Origin of the sequence: Ditibartonella apis (assembly GCF_001952075.1) — a bacterium.
Classification (GTDB): Bacteria; Pseudomonadota; Alphaproteobacteria; order Rhizobiales; family Rhizobiaceae; genus Bartonella; species Bartonella apis.
Genome location: NZ_LXYU01000002.1, coordinates 282,246 through 299,426 on the forward strand (window position 1 = coordinate 282,246; position 17,181 = coordinate 299,426).

Annotated in this window: 17 protein-coding genes; 6 read left to right on the plus strand and 11 right to left on the minus strand. The window is 45.6% G+C overall.

Going from position 1 to position 17,181, the window contains the following annotated elements; genetic code table 11:
* Positions 1–12: 12 nt before the first annotated feature.
* The 5 genes from PEB0122_RS05765 to PEB0122_RS05785 all read right to left on the minus strand — a co-directional run bounded on the left by PEB0122_RS05765 (position 13) and on the right by PEB0122_RS05785 (position 5,016).
* Positions 13–549, minus strand: coding sequence for a DUF6101 family protein (locus tag PEB0122_RS05765; protein WP_075870173.1), 537 nt, complete (start codon positions 547–549; stop codon positions 13–15).
* A gap of 152 nt (positions 550–701) precedes the next feature.
* Complete coding sequence (locus tag PEB0122_RS05770) at positions 702–2,111, minus strand: FAD-binding oxidoreductase (protein ID WP_075916304.1); 1,410 nt, start codon at positions 2,109–2,111, stop codon at positions 702–704.
* A gap of 5 nt (positions 2,112–2,116) precedes the next feature.
* On the minus strand, positions 2,117–3,076 hold the full coding sequence (locus PEB0122_RS05775) for an L-threonylcarbamoyladenylate synthase (protein ID WP_075870426.1): 960 nt from the start codon (positions 3,074–3,076) through the stop codon (positions 2,117–2,119).
* Between the two features lie 12 nt (positions 3,077–3,088).
* Positions 3,089–3,745: a ribonuclease HII gene (locus PEB0122_RS05780; protein WP_075916306.1), complete on the minus strand. Its 657-nt coding sequence runs from the start codon at positions 3,743–3,745 to the stop codon at positions 3,089–3,091.
* Positions 3,746–3,816: 71 nt separating this feature from the next.
* The gene (locus PEB0122_RS05785) at positions 3,817–5,016 is read right to left on the minus strand and encodes a PA0069 family radical SAM protein (protein WP_075916027.1); all 1,200 of its coding nucleotides are present in this window, start codon (positions 5,014–5,016) and stop codon (positions 3,817–3,819) included.
* Positions 5,017–5,101: 85 nt separating this feature from the next.
* On the opposite strand from PEB0122_RS05785, the gene PEB0122_RS05790 reads away from it, so the two are divergent.
* The gene (locus PEB0122_RS05790) at positions 5,102–5,611 is read left to right on the plus strand and encodes a hypothetical protein (RefSeq protein ID WP_075916029.1); all 510 of its coding nucleotides are present in this window, start codon (positions 5,102–5,104) and stop codon (positions 5,609–5,611) included.
* A 66-nt stretch (positions 5,612–5,677) separates the two neighbouring features.
* On the opposite strand, the gene moaB is transcribed toward PEB0122_RS05790, so the two are convergent.
* The 6 genes from moaB to PEB0122_RS05820 form a co-directional block, all read right to left on the minus strand.
* Entirely contained in the window at positions 5,678–6,208 is a 531-nt protein-coding gene (moaB, locus tag PEB0122_RS05795; protein ID WP_075916031.1) for a molybdenum cofactor biosynthesis protein B, read from the minus strand.
* Between the two features lie 16 nt (positions 6,209–6,224).
* Positions 6,225–7,124 carry a 4-(cytidine 5'-diphospho)-2-C-methyl-D-erythritol kinase gene (locus tag PEB0122_RS05800; protein ID WP_075916033.1) on the minus strand — a complete coding sequence of 300 codons (900 nt, stop codon included), beginning with the start codon at positions 7,122–7,124 and terminating at the stop codon, positions 6,225–6,227.
* Between the two features lie 2 nt (positions 7,125–7,126).
* A complete protein-coding gene (locus PEB0122_RS05805) occupies positions 7,127–7,312 on the minus strand; it encodes a hypothetical protein (RefSeq protein WP_075870428.1) in 186 nt (61 codons plus the stop codon).
* 98 nt (positions 7,313–7,410) lie between these two features.
* Positions 7,411–8,259, minus strand: a complete 849-nt coding sequence (locus PEB0122_RS05810) for a S49 family peptidase (RefSeq protein WP_075916035.1) — start codon at positions 8,257–8,259, stop codon at positions 7,411–7,413.
* Positions 8,260–8,362: 103 nt separating this feature from the next.
* The gene (locus PEB0122_RS05815; RefSeq protein WP_075916037.1) at positions 8,363–9,169 is read right to left on the minus strand and encodes a tRNA1(Val) (adenine(37)-N6)-methyltransferase; all 807 of its coding nucleotides are present in this window, start codon (positions 9,167–9,169) and stop codon (positions 8,363–8,365) included.
* Positions 9,153–9,374: a putative signal transducing protein gene (locus PEB0122_RS05820; protein ID WP_075870180.1), complete on the minus strand. Its 222-nt coding sequence runs from the start codon at positions 9,372–9,374 to the stop codon at positions 9,153–9,155. Before PEB0122_RS05820 ends, PEB0122_RS05815 begins: the two co-directional genes overlap by 17 nt.
* 173 nt (positions 9,375–9,547) lie before the next feature.
* Between PEB0122_RS05820 and PEB0122_RS05825 the strand changes: the two genes are divergently transcribed.
* From PEB0122_RS05825 to PEB0122_RS05845, 5 genes are all read left to right on the plus strand, one after another.
* The gene (locus PEB0122_RS05825; protein WP_075870181.1) at positions 9,548–10,564 is read left to right on the plus strand and encodes a polyprenyl synthetase family protein; all 1,017 of its coding nucleotides are present in this window, start codon (positions 9,548–9,550) and stop codon (positions 10,562–10,564) included.
* A 121-nt stretch (positions 10,565–10,685) separates the two neighbouring features.
* On the plus strand, positions 10,686–12,446 hold the full coding sequence (locus PEB0122_RS05830) for a tetratricopeptide repeat protein (protein ID WP_075916040.1): 1,761 nt from the start codon (positions 10,686–10,688) through the stop codon (positions 12,444–12,446).
* A 251-nt stretch (positions 12,447–12,697) separates the two neighbouring features.
* Positions 12,698–13,642: a glycine--tRNA ligase subunit alpha gene (locus PEB0122_RS05835; RefSeq protein ID WP_075914852.1), complete on the plus strand. Its 945-nt coding sequence runs from the start codon at positions 12,698–12,700 to the stop codon at positions 13,640–13,642.
* Positions 13,642–15,936: a glycine--tRNA ligase subunit beta gene (gene glyS, locus PEB0122_RS05840; protein WP_075916041.1), complete on the plus strand. Its 2,295-nt coding sequence runs from the start codon at positions 13,642–13,644 to the stop codon at positions 15,934–15,936. The genes PEB0122_RS05835 and glyS overlap by 1 nt, the downstream gene beginning before the upstream one ends.
* Positions 15,937–16,102: 166 nt before the next feature.
* Positions 16,103–17,014, plus strand: a complete 912-nt coding sequence (locus PEB0122_RS05845; RefSeq protein WP_075870429.1) for a bestrophin family protein — start codon at positions 16,103–16,105, stop codon at positions 17,012–17,014.
* Positions 17,015–17,181 lie beyond the last annotated feature (167 nt).

Here is a 17,181-nt window from a genome sequence, read left to right on the forward strand (position 1 = left end):
CGAGCCACAATGTTATCCGAGCATAACCTGATTGTTGATAACCAACCTTATGCCTAAAGAGCACCCGCGGCATCGCAACGAGAAATTCTTCTTTATATGTTCGTGCGATTGTTTTCCGAAAAAATGTTCAAGCGGCGAACGGTCTTTTACAGGAATAGCCGAACCGTCGTCGTTGAGAAGAAGCATCGGCAAATCGTAGGTATCTGCCCAAAGTCTCCAATCAAGGAGTACATCATCAAGATCGCGCGAAACAAGAAGCGGAATGCACGCTTCATGATTTCGGTGTAACAATTCAAGAGAAACCGCTTTTTGTCCTGAAGAGGTTACGACCGCACGCGCAGCAACACCTCTGAATTGATGGGCAAGCACCAGGCGCGATAATTGCGATGTACCGTTTTCATTTTCGATTTTTAACGCTGCGCCACGCTCGTTCAATGAACAGACAATTGTCTTATCCTGAACGTCGAAAGAAACATATTGTGGCAAATGGCAGGGATCCAGTCTCAGTTCAAGTCCTGCTTTTGCCCGATTAGCCCATTGAGTGGCCATATATTTTGTCCCCAATATCCTCTTCAATTCAACTGGGAACACCTTAGCGACCTTTGTTAATCGGTTTGTTAAAAGGTTAGGTTAAAAAATTATTGGTTTGTTTTTTGGTTATCGAATTACAAACGGCCCTTTAAGCCATTATTCACCAAGACTTATAGCATTTTACCCGGATTCATAATGTTTTTCGGGTCAAATACCTGTTTGATAGAACGCATCAGAGAAAGTGCTACCGGAGATTTGAAGGCAACGAGTTCCTTGCGCTTTAATTGTCCGATGCCATGTTCGGCTGAAAATGAACCATTATAGCTCATAACCAATGTATGAATACGGTGGTTCATTTCCCCCCAAAGGGAAAGATAGGCTTGCTTGTCGGCGCCCACAGGTTGCGACACATTATAATGCAGGTTTCCATCCCCCATATGACCAAAGCAGACAATGCGGGCACCGGGCGAAATCGTTTCGATAATTTTTGCCGCCTCGCTGATAAAATCGGGAATAGAAGCTATCGGAACCGAAATATCATGTTTGATCGACCCGCCTTCCAATTTTTGTGCTGGTGACATATCTTCGCGAAGCCGCCAGAATTCCTTCTGCTGGCTCACCGACCGGGCAATGGATGCATCTTCTATAACTCCCTGTTGAAGCGCATCTGCCAGAATATCTTCCATCGTATTTGCAGCTTCACCGTCACTATGGGACGAAGAAAGATCAAGAAGTACATACCATTCGCTTCCATGCTCGAGTGGTGCATGAGCACCTTTGACGTAGCGCAAAGACATTTCCATTCCAACCTTTGCCATAAGTTCAAAACCGGTAAGCATGGAACCGGCTTTTTTCTGGGCAAGGAGTAGAAGCCCTAACGCTTTTTCCGGACTTTTCATGCCCGCATAAGCAACCGCTTTTCCTTGTGGTTTCGGGAAAAGTTTCATGACGGCAGCTGTTATAATACCAAGCGTTCCTTCTGCTCCGATAAACAAGTCTTTCAAATCATAGCCGCTATTATCTTTTTTGACATAGCGTAAATCATCAAGAATGCGTCCATCCGGCAGGACAACTTCAAGCCCGAGGCAGAGTTCACGCGTATTGCCATAGGCAAGAACATCCGTACCGCCGGCATTGGAGGAAAGATTTCCGCCAATTTGGCAAGAACCTTCCGAGCCAAGTGATAAAGGAAAAAAGCGCCCCTTTTCATCAACTTTTTCCTGTAATGTCCGGAGAACAACCCCTGCTTCAACTAAAGCCAGATTACCTTCAACATCAATCGAGCGAATCTTGTTCAAACGCTCCATCGAAACAATAATCTCATTAGCACTTTCGTCCGGTTGTTGTGCCCCGACAAGACCTGTATTTCCCCCTTGTGGAACAATGGGGGTCAAAGTCTTGCTCGCAAGCTTCATAATTTCCGAAACTTCTTGTGGAGAGGAAGGGCGCAAAACAAGAGGGGTACGCCCGTGATAAAGACCGCGTTGTTCGACAAGATAGGATGAAATCACATCCTGATCCACCAAAGCGTGATTGACACCGACAATTTCTATAAAACGATCAATCAGCTTTTTGTCTATCATTTCTATTTCCTTGGTGCGGCTGCGCGTTGAAGCCGGTCATTGATAGCCTCGCCCAAGCCCGTAAACGGTATCGGCTCGACAGCTATACATTTAACATCTTTTCTATCAAGTTCCTTCAAATAATGGAACAGATTGCTGGCCGCCTCCTCAAGATTACCTTTTTCGCTTAAGTTGAGCATTGCCACTGCACTTCCCGCATTTCGGGTTTGTTGTTTTCCAAAGGCTAAAAGTGCTTCATCGTTTTTAACATCTTTGGCATCAAGCCTCACAAATGCATTGGGTGCATAATGTGATTTTAACATACCAGGCGCTTCAATGGCTGCTCGCTGGTCTACACGTTCCAGCTTAATTCCTGATATTTTTTCAATTTTTTCAGCTGCAAGCCCGCCCGGACGAAGCAGATAAATATGGTCGCCCACCACTTTGATAATGGTCGATTCAACACCGACACGTGTCGGGCCGCCATCAATGATAAGCGGCACTTTTTCACCAAACATATCGGCAACATCCGTGGCGGATGTGCTACTCAAACGGCCGGAAATATTTGCGCTCGGTGCTGCAACCGGCCGGCCGAGTTCTTTTACTATTGTTGCGAATATACCGACAGGATTGCGAACCGCCAAAGTTTTCAAACCCGCACTGGTAAGCGGGTCTATCAAAGTTTTATTTTTAAGTGGCAAAACGAATGTTAAAGGTCCCGGCCAGAAAGTGTCCATCAGCATTTTCGAAATCTCGTCAATCTCGACAATATCTCCCGCCATATCCATACCGCTGATATGCGCAATAAGCGGGTTGAATTGGGGGCGTCCTTTGGTTTTGAATATATTGGCAACCGCTTTGCCATTTGTTGCGTCTGCCGCAAGTCCGTAGACGGTCTCGGTCGGTAGTGCCACGAGCTCCCCCTTATCGAGATAGGAAACAGCCTTGGAAACAGCGTCTTTTGACGAGGCAAGAACAATCATCATACCAATCCTCTAGAACGCCCCCTTGATCGGGGCAAAACTGAAGCGATGCAATCTTTTGACAGGCCCTTCATGTTCTATTGCTGCGCGGTGGAACGCTGTTGCATATCCGGCATGTTTTTCAAAACCGTAAGCAGGATAAACTTTTCCCACCTTTTCCATTAGCCGGTCGCGGGTGACTTTTGCAATAATGGACGCTGCCGCAATAGATTGGGATCGCCCGTCACCTTTAATCAAAGCTTGTGCCGGATATCCAAGATGTGGTGGTATATCCCGCCCGTCAACCAGAACATATTCGGCCTTGACAGAAAGACTGTGCACCGATCTTCTCATGGCTTCAAGGGCTGCTTTCCTGATATCTGTACGATCTATTTCTGTTGCTGAAAGACTACAAATCGAAACTGCAACGGCTCTGTCAAAAATCAAATCATAGAGTTTAACGCGTTTTTTTGCCGAAAGTTTTTTGGAATCATTTAAGCCATCGGGAATATTGTTCCCGTCAAAAATAACGGCTGCCGTTACGACAGGACCGGCCAATGGGCCACGCCCGACTTCATCCACTCCGGCTATATTCCGGTAGCCTTTTGCAATAAGATGTTCCTCAATCGAATAATCGGGCATTAAAGGAAAATCATCAAATAACGGCAAATCGTTGTTTTTGTGAGACATGGACAATCTAATTGCATTACGAGAGTTTTTGCGCAAGTCCGGCAATTCGAAAACGTTAAGAAAAACGTTCGTCAAATTTTGTCATCAAAAAGAAACGACAATTGCTTTGCTACTTTCAATGGTGGTCTAAAAAGCCCCGTCTCAAGCTTTTGATGGCGTTCATGTAATTCCAGTCTTTGTCGTGCCAGACGAAAACGGTCGGCAACAAGTTTGGCAAACGGCCCCTCGCCGGACATGCGCGTTTTCCAATCCGCATCGTAATCTTTGCCGCCACGCATATCACGGGTTAATTGCATAACCCGCCTGTAACGATCAGGATATTCGCGCAATAGCCAATCTTTAAAGAGCGGAGCAACTTCATAAGGCAGTCTGAGCATGACATAACCAGCATCAATCGCACCTGCCTCTTTCGCTCTCATCAAAACAGTTTCTATTTCGTGGTCGTTTAATCCGGGAATAACCGGCGCCATCATAACGCTTACGGGCACGCCTTTTTTTGTCAATTCTTCGATTGCCCATAGGCGTCGCTCCGGTGTTGCAGCACGCGGTTCCATGAGGCGGGCAAGCTTTCTGTCCAATGTTGTGATGGATAACGCCACGCGGACAAGCTTTCGTTCGGCCATTTTTCCAAGTATATCGCAATCCCTTACAATAAGTGCAGATTTTGTTGTAATGCAAACCGGATGACCGCATTTATCCAATACATTAAGAATTTGCCTCATAATCTGCCATTTTTTTTCAATTGGCTGATAAGAGTCTGTATTGGTTCCGATAGCAATTGGCCGAACCTTATAATCGGGTTTTGATAATTCCCGTTCAAGAAGTTTTGCAGCATCGGGTTTGGCAAATAATTTTGTTTCAAAATCAATCCCTGCCGAGAGCCCCATATAAGAATGGGTGGGGCGCGCAAAACAATAAATACAACCATGTTCGCATCCCCGATATGGATTGATCGAGCGATCAAAGAAAATATCGGGCGAATCATTATGGGTAATAATCGTACGGGCTTTTTCGGTTTCTACAGACGTTTGAAGCGGACAAAGCTGTTCATCCAAATCCCAACCATCATAAAACCGTTCGCCTGACTGTTTCTCGAACCTTCCGGCAGGATTGAGCGCAGCTCCCCTTCCCCTTATTTTTTCTGCCTCTGCATGAAGTAAAGATTGATCAATCAACATTCTTCCGCCATCGGTCGACATCGCGTTGAAAGCCAATCGATCGGCCTTTGCCATGACATTTGCCAGATGTTGATTGATCACTGTTTTTCCCATTTCCGCGATTTATCACGCCAATGCGAACAAAACAAGAACATAAATTATCGTGCTTTTGATAAAATAATGTTTTAATTGAAACACTATGGTTAGCGTTATTATTCACGCAAATGAAGATATAGATCCTCTTGCCGATACACTAGCAATGCTTGTATCGGGGAGTGTGTTCGGTCTTGTCAGCGAGGTCATTTTATGGTCGGAAAATCACAGCAATGTCTTGCAGACTGTTGCCAATGATACCGGCTGTCGCTATCTCCCAAAAAGCACACTTGGCGGTGCCATTATGTCGGCAAAAAGCAAATGGCTGCTTTTTCTCACACCAGGTGCACGCTTACTCGACCAATGGCGGGAAATTTTAAGCCGTTATGTCGAGAAGGAGACAAATCCTGCACGTTTCCGCTCTGTCGATTTATCAAAAACATCTCTCCTGCCAAAATTTTTCAAAAAGACCCGTTTGATGGAATGCGGCTTAGTTGTGTTGAAAGAAAAGCTTATCGACAATGTCGACAATGAAACAGCATTAAAAAAAGCGATAAATAGTCTTAGACCGGTGGTTTTACCGATACAGATTTCTCTACCAACAAAACAAAAATAAACGGCTCTTCTGGTTTTTAAAAGAGCCGTTTCCATTAAAAGATTACAAACAAAACCGTTCGTTTTCTTATCGTTCTGTCAAGCGTGGCATAAGCATAACTAGATTATGCGGGCGCTGGCGGCTATCAAGCTCGCCTTTCAATATATTATCCCACGCATCCTTGCAGGCACCTGTTGAACCGGGCAGGCAGAAGACAAATGTTCCATTGATAAGTCCTGCTGTTGCGCGGGACTGGATTGTCACCATGCCGATTGTCTCATAGGAAACTTTATGAAACATAGCCGAAAATCCGTCCATCCGCTTGTCAAACAATGGTTCTATTGCTTCTGGTGTAACATCGCGTCCGGTAAAACCGGTGCCACCGGTGGTGATAATAATTTCAACGCCAGGATCAGCTGCCCAATCAACAATTTTTTTGCGGATTTCGACAATTTCATCGCGAACAATATCACGTTTAGCCAAATTATGACCCGCCGATTTGATACGTTCCTCCAGAACATCTCCGGACCGGTCATCACTAGAATTACGTGTATCCGACACTGACAAAACCGCAATATTGAGCGATTCCATCTTGGCTTTTTCATCAATATGACTCATGATCTTTCATTCCTGATTATTCGTTTATTTTGCCCGTTGTCTCAACTGCTTTTACAAACCAGTCCGGTTTTTGTGATTTTATCTTTCTTGCTACTTCTTCCGCTCTCTTGATATTGTCAAAGATGCCGAAACAAGTTGCACCTGACCCCGACATACGTGAGAGAAGTGCGCCATTCTCGTCAAATATTTCCAACACATCATCGAGCTCTGGTGTAAGCGAACGCGCACATTCATAAAGATCGTTGTGTGTTTTTTTGAGCTCATTCACAAGTGAATGAAGATTTGCCAATTTTGCAAAATTGATATCAAGAGGCAGACTTTTTTTATTGCCTAAAAGCTTAAAAATTTCCGGTGTCGAAATGGACTGCCCGTGATTGACAAGCACCATCGGAATTCTACAACAATCAACCGGCTGAAGTTTTTCGCCGATACCCGAGACACGAAGCGACCTACGATTAAAAAAAGCCGATAGACACATCGGCACGTCGGCACCCAATGTCAAACCGAGTTCAAAAAGCTCTTGATCGGATGCTTCGATTTTCCATTGCTGTTTTAAGAGAGCAAATACACCGGCAGCATCGCCGGAGCCGCCACCGATTCCGGAAGCAACAGGTAGATTTTTTTCAAGGATGAGCTGACAAGGCTCGGCCTTTAGAGGAAATTTTTTAACAAAAAGATCACGCGCTCTTGAAACCAGATTGTTCGCATCTGCCGGGAGCGCGACAGATTGAGAGCCGACAATGGAAAAACTATTTGTTTTGGCAGTTTTATAAGAGAGAACATCACCCTCAAAGCTGAAACAGACCAGACTATCAAGAAGGTGATAACCATCGTTGCGCTCCCCCACCACATGGAGCGCCAGATTGATTTTAATCGGTGTTACAATTGTTGCGGATTTTGCAACCTTGAAAGGCACGTTTAATCCCGTTCAACGTAATATTCACCCGTTTCGGGATCTTTCACCAATGTACCATTTGCACCTGTGCGGCGTTCATCCTCGGCATGTTTTACACGCAGAGCAACGCGTTGCGATTCGCGCTTGAAAGCACGATAGGCATAAAGTGCAGCTGCACAAATCAGACCATAAATAACTAATCTCAACATTTTCACCTTTCGCTCCTATGTCATTATTTGATAATTAATGAGCGCAAATCAAGTCTTGAAACGACTATTGTGATATCTTCCTGCAAAAATTTGTCTTTTTAAAGTCCATAGCGTTGCCACAAAGCCCGTTCTTCTGCCGATTGGATAAGACCATCGACCGTTGAAGAGACCAAACCCGCCGAAATGGCCGGCGTTTTGCGTCCTAATAAGCTTCTCGAAGCTGAAACAAGACGCATTTTGGCATCATGACCATAGCGTTGTTTGATTAAAGAACGCAAATCGGAAAGTTCATCAACAAGCCCGAGCTCCTTGCCCTTTTTGCCCGTCCAGAACATGCCGGTAAACAGATTGGGGTCATCAACCAGTTTGGAACCCCGACTTTCCTTTACGAGATTGATGAAGGTTTCATGAATTTCGAGTTGCAGAGCCTTCAAATGATCGACGTCTGCCTTTTTTTCAGGCTGGAACGGATCAAGCGAAACTTTGTTTTTGCCAGCTGTGTAAACACGGCGTTCAACGCCGATTTTTTTGAGCAACTCAGGAAAACCGAATGACGCGGAAACTACGCCGATTGAGCCAACAACCGAAGACGGATCGGCAAAAATTTCATCGCCTGCACAAGCAATCATATAGCCGCCGGATGCAGCAACATCTTCAACAAAAACCAGAACGCGTTTGTGCTTTTCTTCCGCAAGGTCACGAATGCGACGGTAAATCAGGCGCGATTGGACAGGAGAGCCACCCGGAGAGTTGAGAGAAATAGCCACAGCCGGCGCTTCTTTGTCGGAAAATGCTTTTTCCAAAGCTTTTGCACAAGAACTCAGTGATAAAGTTTGACGCAAAGGGGAAGAAGCTTCCATAATCATTCCTTGCAGCCGGACAACCGGAATTTCGACAGCATTGGAACGAAAACGGCGTGGAATAAAACGTTTAAAAAAGCCTGACAAGTTTGAACTCCTGATAAGAAAATCTGCTTTTATAGCTTAAAAAACTGCACTACTGTCATTTAAGATGTAAATGGCAAAAAGCAATATTTTGTTAAAATCCCGTTCAAATACTCTGCCAGATGCTCTTTTTGCCATTGTTGATTGCATCAACTATCGGCGAAAAAGCATGAAGGTCGGTCTCATGAATATAAAGTGCAGGCATGAGTGACAGTTGCGCTTTGCTTGCTTTTTTAGCGTGGATCAGAATGCGGATTGCGGGACTATTTTTACGTGAGTGGACAGGAAATACCATTATATTACCAAACCGCCCGTCACATGATTGAAGTATTTCGGACAAAGATTGTGGCCGGGCGATCAAGCCTAAAAAACCGGATGGTTTTACAATGGCCGAGGCAGTACGAATCCAGTCTTCGAACATATGATCGGACATAACATGGGCTGCGGCTTTCAAATCATCGGGAGTTTTACGGTCTAATGGAGAATTGAAAGGCGGATTCATTATTGCGAAATCGAAAGCATTGTCTAAAAGCCCCGCTTCCCGTCTTTCTTTACCCCTTAATGTGACATCGGCCAAAATTATATTCATCCGCTTTGCAACTTCCTGATTTTCGGTAAGTGCAATACTCTTTTTAGCAAAAGCAACCATTCCGGATTCGCGTTCAACAAGTGTAATTTCAGCTTTTTTGCAACGAGCGGCAACGGCAAAACCTGCAGCACCGGCACCAGCTCCGAGATCTGCAATCTTGCCCTTGAAATCGGTTGGCACGAGCCCGCCGAGCAACATTGCGTCCATGCCCGAACGATGTCCGCCACTTTTGGGCTGCACCAGATAAAAACCGCCCCGATGAAAAACATCTATCGTTTCATCAAGCGAGGTCATATCCGCTTTGTTGTCATTGTGATAGCTCATGAGCCAAACCTGCGTCTATCATGATTTCTCTTGCTTCTTCAGCACTTTCTTGATCCACCAGAAATCGACGACGGATTGCGCCGAGCGAACCTTCTGCGACACTGGTATTCTGATCGGTCACAAAATAAAGTATGCCTGCCGATTTCATAAGACTTTCGACAAATGAAATGAGCACAATATCATTGGTGGCAAATAGTTCGATCATAAAGTCAAGTCACCTATTTTTTATCGGCATGACATGCAATTACACGAGAAAATGGTATTTTTCCTTAAATATTTTTTGAAACGCGCTATCTCAAGCAATATCACGCTTGAGTTGATCCTCTTGCTTCATTAAGGTGCTGGCAAAAATCAAGAGATTTTTCAGGAGTATGGGCATTGGTTGCTGAGAAAAATTCAAATAAAAAAGCCGACAATCAGGCTTCGATAACGCCGCTTATCAATATTACCAAAAGTGACATGGAAAAAGTAAACGAGCTTATCATTGCCATGGCCGGTTCGGATGTGGAAATGATTCCTGAAGTTTCAAACCACCTTATTTCTTCCGGGGGCAAAAGATTAAGACCGATGTTGACATTGGCTTCCGCCCGCTTGTTCGGCTATGAGGGATCAGGGCACATCAAACTGGCAACAGCGGTCGAATTTATGCACACGGCAACTCTGCTTCATGACGATGTTGTTGATGACAGCGATATGCGGCGCGGCACATCGACTGCCAGAATGATCTGGGGCAATGAAGCAAGCGTCCTTGTCGGAGATTTTCTGTTGGGCCAGGCCTTCAAAATGATGGTCGAAGTTAATTCGATGGATGCTCTTTCAGTGCTTGCAAATGCTGCTGCGATTATTGCCGAAGGTGAAGTCATGCAGCTTGCGGCTGCAAAACATTTGACAACAACCGAAGATGAATACTTGAAAGTTATCAATGCCAAGACTGCAGCCCTCTTTTCGGCTGCAGCAGAAGTGGGACCTATCATTGCAGGCTACGGAGAAAAAGAACGTCAGGCTTTAAGACATTACGGAACCTCTTTAGGACTCGCGTTCCAGCTTGTCGACGATGCACTCGACTATGGCGGCAATTCCAAAAATCTGGGTAAAAATACGGGTGATGATTTCCGCGAAGGCAAAATAACCATGCCGGTTATTCTTTCCTATATTCGCGGCGACGAAACAGAAAAAGCTTTCTGGAAACAATCTCTTGAAGACGGAAAAAATGACGATGAAGCGTTAGCCCATGCGCAAAAGCTCATGAAGCAACATCATAGTCTTGAAGATACAATAAAAGCAGCACGTCATCACGGCAATGAAGCATTGAAAGCTCTTGATGGACTGGCACCAAGTAAGGAAAAAGCAGCATTGTGTGAAGTTATCGAATTTTGTATTTCACGCGTCAACTGAGTTTCCGTCGGGTTGTTTTCTCGTAAAAATGACCCGAAACAGATGATATTTTTGAACATATTGGCTGGATATATCCTATAAAGGTGGCCAACCTGTTTTAAGTCGGAAAGAGGATCTTTTCATGCAAGCCGCAAAAGTTACCCGCCTGATTGCGCTTTGTTTAGCGGGTACAATATTGATGACAGAACCTTCCTTTGCAAAAAAGGAAGAACCTGTCAAAGCAGGATCATTTGCTGGAGCGTATCTGGCTGGCCGCATTGCTGCAAGTGACAACAATGTCGATCTTGCTATTTCCTATTTCAAACAGGCTCTCGGTTTTGAACCGGATAACGTATCCATGCAGCAGGATATGCTTTTAACCCTTTTGTCAGCAGGCGAATTCAAAGACGCTGTCAAACAGGCAAAACGGCTGAAAGGTAATCCCGACGTTGAACGCTATGTCAGGCTTACACTTGCAAGCGATGCCTTTATCAGAAAAAATTATATTACTGCAAAAAGCGAGCTCAAATTTTCCGAACCTTCCGACATGGATACACTTTCATCCGGTTTATTGGGGGCATGGGCAACATTCGGTCGTGGCAATACAACCGGTGCTGTCGAGGATGTTAAAAAGCTGCTCGGACCGGTCTGGTACGATTTATTTCTAAGCTATCATATGGCGTTGATGAGCGATCTTGCCGGACACAGGGATGATGCGGAAAAATATTACAAGCAGGCTTTGAATGACCAACAAGGGGGTGCCGCAGCCCCTGATACCTATGAACGCATTATCGTTTCCTACGCTTCTTTTGAACTACGCAACAACAAGCGTGATGAAGCCCTCACTACACTGCGCGACGGTGAAAAAATGCTTACCGGACGCGATGCCTTGAAAAATATTCGCCAAAGGGTCGAGGAAGGCGGTTCGCTTGATATGCTGATCAAAACGCCTCAAGAGGGTGCTGGTGAAGTATTCTATGATCTCGGCACAGCTATCAATCGTGGCGGGGCTGAAGCATTTGCCCGTATTTTCCTCCAGCTTGATGAAGCGCTGCGCCCGCATAATGACGCAACGCTATTCCAGCTTGCCGATATTTCTTCAAAATTGGAAGAAAACGAACGGGCAATTGATATTTATCAGGAAATACCGGTCAAATCCCCTTACTATCGCGATGCAGAATTAAGACTAGCCCTTATTCTGGCTGACACCGGGAAAAGTGATGAATCAATTCGCCATTTGGCAGCCCTTGAAACAGACTATCCCGAAGACCAGCGCATCTCGATGGCAATGACGGGCGTTTATATGCAAGAAAAGTCATATGACAAAGCCGCCGCCGTCATGGATCGAGCAATTGCTCGCATTCCACACCTCGAAAAAGAAAATTGGCTGATGCTTTATCAACGAGGCATGGCCGAAGAGCGATTGAAAGAATGGGATAAAGCCGAACCGGATTTTCGTAAAGCACTTGAACTCTATCCTAACCAGCCGCAGGTTTTGAACTATCTTGGCTATTCGCTCATTGATCGTAATGAAAAACTTGACGAAGCTTTGAATATGGTCAAAAAAGCAGCCGAGTTGCGTGCACAAGACGGTTATATCGTCGACTCCCTCGGATGGGCCTATTACAAACTCGGTCGTTATGACGAGGCCGTCAAAACATTGGAAAATGCCATAAAATTGCGTCCTGAAGATGCAACCATCAATGATCATCTTGGCGATGCTTATTGGATGGTCGGACGCAAACTCGAAGCCACATTCCAGTGGAACCACGCAATTGCCGGAAAACCCGAGCCGGAAGAACTTGCAAAAATTCAGGAAAAACTGAAATCAGGATTAAAAACACCAACCGCGGAAAAAGGCACTGAAAAAACGCCCGAAAAAACCGATAATACAAAGCATTGAAACAGAAAAGCTATAATTCGTGAGATTTCTTGATCCGCACGCCGCTTTTACCGGATGGCAAGTTTTAATCAAATGAATATTTTGAGCAGACGGTCGATTTCACCAAACGACTTTTTGAACTAAACAGTTTTTCACCAAATGGCTTTTTGAATCGCCTCGTCCCTTGACCATGGGGGCGTGAAAGAATAGACGTTTTGTGCCGGATTTTCTCTTTCCGGATATGTTTTTATCAATCTCAAAAGGGTAATATCGTGAGCCTACCCGAATATCTTGATCCGAAATGCTCTTTTCAGGGGCTTATCCTGACATTGCAGAACTATTGGGCGCAATATGGTTGCGCTGTTTTGCAACCTTATGACATGGAAGTGGGAGCTGGTACTTTCCATCCGGCTACGACCCTGCGGTCATTGGGGCCACGCCCGTGGAAAGCTGCCTATGTGCAACCTTCCCGCCGTCCGACCGACGGGCGCTATGGCGAAAATCCGAACCGCTTGCAACATTATTATCAATTCCAGGTTTTGCTCAAACCTTCGCCAGATGATTTACAGGATCTTTATCTGGGATCCTTGCGGGCTATCGGACTCGATACAAATCTCCATGATGTCCGCTTTGTCGAAGATGATTGGGAAAGCCCGACATTGGGGGCATGGGGGCTAGGCTGGGAATGCTGGTGCGACGGCATGGAAGTATCCCAGTTCACTTACTTCCAACAGATTTGCGGTATCGAATGTTCGCCCGTTTCCGGAGAGCTCACCTATGGTCTGGAACGGTTGGCAATGTATATTCAAGGCGTTGACAATGTTTATGATTTGAATTTCAACGGCCGCAAGGGAAGTGATAAAATCAGCTATGGGGATATATTCCTGCAAGCCGAGCAGGAATATTCGCGTTTTAATTTCGAATTTGCCGATACCGAACTTTTACACCGCCACTTTATTGATGCCGAACGCGAGTGTGCTGCTATTCTTGAAGCAGGAAAACCGCAAGAAAAAGGCGGGCTTCACCTTTGTGTCATGCCTGCTTATGACCAATGCATCAAAGCCAGTCATGTCTTCAATCTTTTACAAGCACGCGGTGTCATATCTGTTACCGAAAGACAAAGCTATATTTTACGGGTTCGCGATCTCGCGCGCCGTTGTGGCGAAGCTTTTCTTTTAACCGATGCCGGTGGCGCAAATTATAAAGGGGAAGCCTGATGCCCGATCTTCTTCTGGAACTTTTTAGTGAAGAAATTCCGGCCCGTATGCAGCGTAAAGCTGCAGGTGACTTGAAAAAGCTCGTCACCAACGGACTTGTTGACAATGGTCTTGTTTATGAAGCAGCACGGGAATATTGGACACCGCGGCGCCTGACACTTGATATAAGAGGTTTGAGTGCCCGTTCGAAGGATGTCCATGAAGAACGCAAGGGCCCGAGCGTAAAAGCTCCCGAGCAAGCTATAAACGGTTTTTTACGTTCGGCTGGTCTTTCCAATATTAGCGAAGCCGAAATCAAAACCGATCCCAAGAAAGGGGATTTCTATATCGCCCAGATTACCAAAAAAGGTCGCAGTGCCGAAGAAATTATAGCCGATATCATGCCTGATATCATCCGCAATTTTCCTTGGCCGAAATCCATGCGCTGGGGCAAGCAATCGACAAAACAGAATGCCTTGCGCTGGGTCCGTCCCCTCAAAAACATTCTGTGTGTTTTCGGGCCTGAAAATGACGCAACGGAAGTCGTTCCTTTCGAGGTTGCAGGACTTAAGAGCAACAATATAACATATGGTCACCGCTTCTTGAGCGACGGCAAGCCGATCGAAGTTCGCCGCTTTGACGATTACGTCACCAAACTTGAAAATACGAAAGTCATTCTGGACGGCGATCGCCGCAAGGAGATCATCCTTGCAGATGCACGCAATCTTTGTTTTGCCAAGGGGCTTGATCTGGTCGAAGACGATGGACTGGCCGAAGAAGTATCAAACCTTGTTGAATGGCCGGTGGTTTTGATGGGGGAATTCGAGGAAAGCTTTTTGCAAATTCCTGCCGAAATTATCCGGCTCACCATCCGCATCAATCAAAAATGCTTTGTCACCCGCAAACAAGGTGAAGAGAGGAAACTTTCCAATCACTTCATATTGGTGTCCAATATTGTCGCACCTGATGGTGGCAAGGAAATTGCGCGCGGCAATGCAAAAGTTGTGCGTGCGCGTTTGTCGGATGCCTTGTATTTCTGGCATACCGACCAACACAATCTGCCCGATCTTTCAGAGCTTTCTCTGTCGGCTGAAAAACTTGGCCTTGATTTGAAGAAGCCGCTTGACCAACGTATGGCACGCCTTGACCATTTGAATGTAACTTTTCACGCAAAACTCGGCACACAAGGCGCAAGAGTAGAGCGTATTGCCGCTCTTTCTTCAATCATTGCTCCGCTGGTTGGCGCCGATGTTAAACTGGCAAAACGTGCAGCACTCCTTGCAAAAGCCGATTTGCAAACAGAAGCGGTTGGCGAATTTCCGGAACTCCAAGGCGTCATGGGGCATAAATATGCTCTTCTTCAAGGCGAAGATGAAAGCGTTGCTGCCGCTATAGAAGAGCACTATAAGCCTCAAGGGCCGACAGACAGCGTTCCACGTGCCCCGGTTTCCATTGCCGTTGCCCTTGCCGATAAGATTGATACTCTTGTAGGCTTCTGGCTTATTGACGAAAAGCCGACCGGTTCAAAAGATCCTTTTGCCCTTCGACGCGCGTGTTTGGGTGTCATTCGCCTGCTTCTTGCGCGTGACTGGACAATCCATCTTATGCCGATTTTCAAACAGGCTATCGGTCTTATTTCTCGCCACACGATAGAGCGTGCTTTAAGCCTTTACGAATCCGGTTTGCGTCATGAAAACGCAACAGAAACCGATGCCGGAGAAGATGTCGACAATGCACTTTCAATGGAGGAAAAGAAGCTCGAGAAGGAAGTGGCGGCAAAGACCGGTCCGGTTCTTGACGATCTTTTATCCTTCTTCCATGAACGCCTCAAAGTTTATCTTAAGGACGAAGGAGCGCGCCACGACGCAATTGATGCCGTCATGCAAAATGACGCAGATGACCTCCTGCAGGTTGCCCGCCGCGTCGAAGCTTTGATTTCCTTCATTAATACAGATGACGGGAATAATCTGATTGCCGGTTTCAAACGCGCTTTCAATATTCTTGAAGCTGAAATCAAGAAAAAAACTCCGATAGCAGACAATGTCGATCCCGAGCTGTTCATTGAAGAAGAAGAGAAATCACTTTTCAAGGCAATTGTTGATGCTGAAAGCAAGGTGAAATCCCACATTGAATCCAATGATTTTTCGGGCGCTTTGCTCGTGCTGGCGGGATTGCGCAAACCTGTCGACGCATTTTTTGAAAAAGTGCTCGTCAATGATGACAATAATGCCGTGCGTGCGAACAGATTATCAATTCTGCAACGCATCACGACAGTGACCGGAAGGGTGGCAGATTTTTCCAAACTTTCCGGTTGAAAGTTACGTGGGAATCCGCCTGAAACAGATCTGATTTGAATTGTTTTCAAAAATGGATTTGTCCGGCGGTACCTACGTGCATTGCCCTTAAACTGCCACAAAGAATATTATAAAAATTTAAGTGTTGCCGGTGATTATTCGATGCTTGCCGGCAGCGGAGAATGATATGATTATCCGTAAACGGCCGGGATTCTTACGGCTTTTTTTTGTATTGCATGGCTCTATTCTTCCTGCCATAGCACCACAACTTGTCGCAATTCTAATTCTTTCAACAGCCTTGGTATTAGCCCACCATTTTTATCCCCGCGTCATACCTACCTATAATAACGGGACAGCGTTCATGATGCTTGGCATTGCGCTGTCGACCTTTCTGGGCTTCCGCAATAACGCCTGTTATGACCGGTGGTGGGAAGGGCGAAAGGTTTGGGGAAAAATTATTTCCGGTTCACGCGATCTTATTCGCCAATCGGCTGTCCTGACCGGTAATGATGCGGAACGAAAAACAATATTGGAACTTACTTCCGCCTTTTCCCAAAGCCTTGTTGACCATCTGAAAGGGACATCATCCCTCCCCTCGTTAATTTCAAACTTTCCGGAAGAGTTTGTTAAAGCCTATCAGGCAAGCCATAATAAGCCTTCATTCATCCTCAACCAGATTTCGAAGTATCTTGCAACTTTGCAGCAGCAAAAAGCTCTGAGCGATATTCAATATCAAATGTTTGATAAAAGCTTGACCGAGCTTAATGAAAACCAGACTTCATGCGAGAGATTGAATAATACGCGCGTACCCTTCGCTTATACGCTTCTCCTCCATCGCACGGCTTATATATATTGTTTTCTCATTCCGTTCGGTTTTACCGATATACTTGGTTGGTGGACACCAGTTGCAAGCCTTCTTGTTGCTTATACGCTATTTGGCCTTGACGCTCTGAGCGACGAATTGGAAAGACCGTTCAGCAACCTTGATAATGTTCTTCCAATTCATGCAATGGCAACAATAATCGAGCGTGACGTTTGCGCAGCTATAGGGCTTCCGCTTCCAAAACCTGTCGAAGTCGTCCACTTCATACTCAGGTAATGAGCCAAACGGTTAATGATTTAAGCCTCGAAAGCGTGTGGCTTCATCATGTCAGGCATCGTCTTGCGGGTTATTTGCTGATATGGCACAAATCTAGGGGATTGCTTCTACAGAAAGCCATTTGACCTGAACGCCATTAAGAAATGCGACACAAACTAATTATCAGC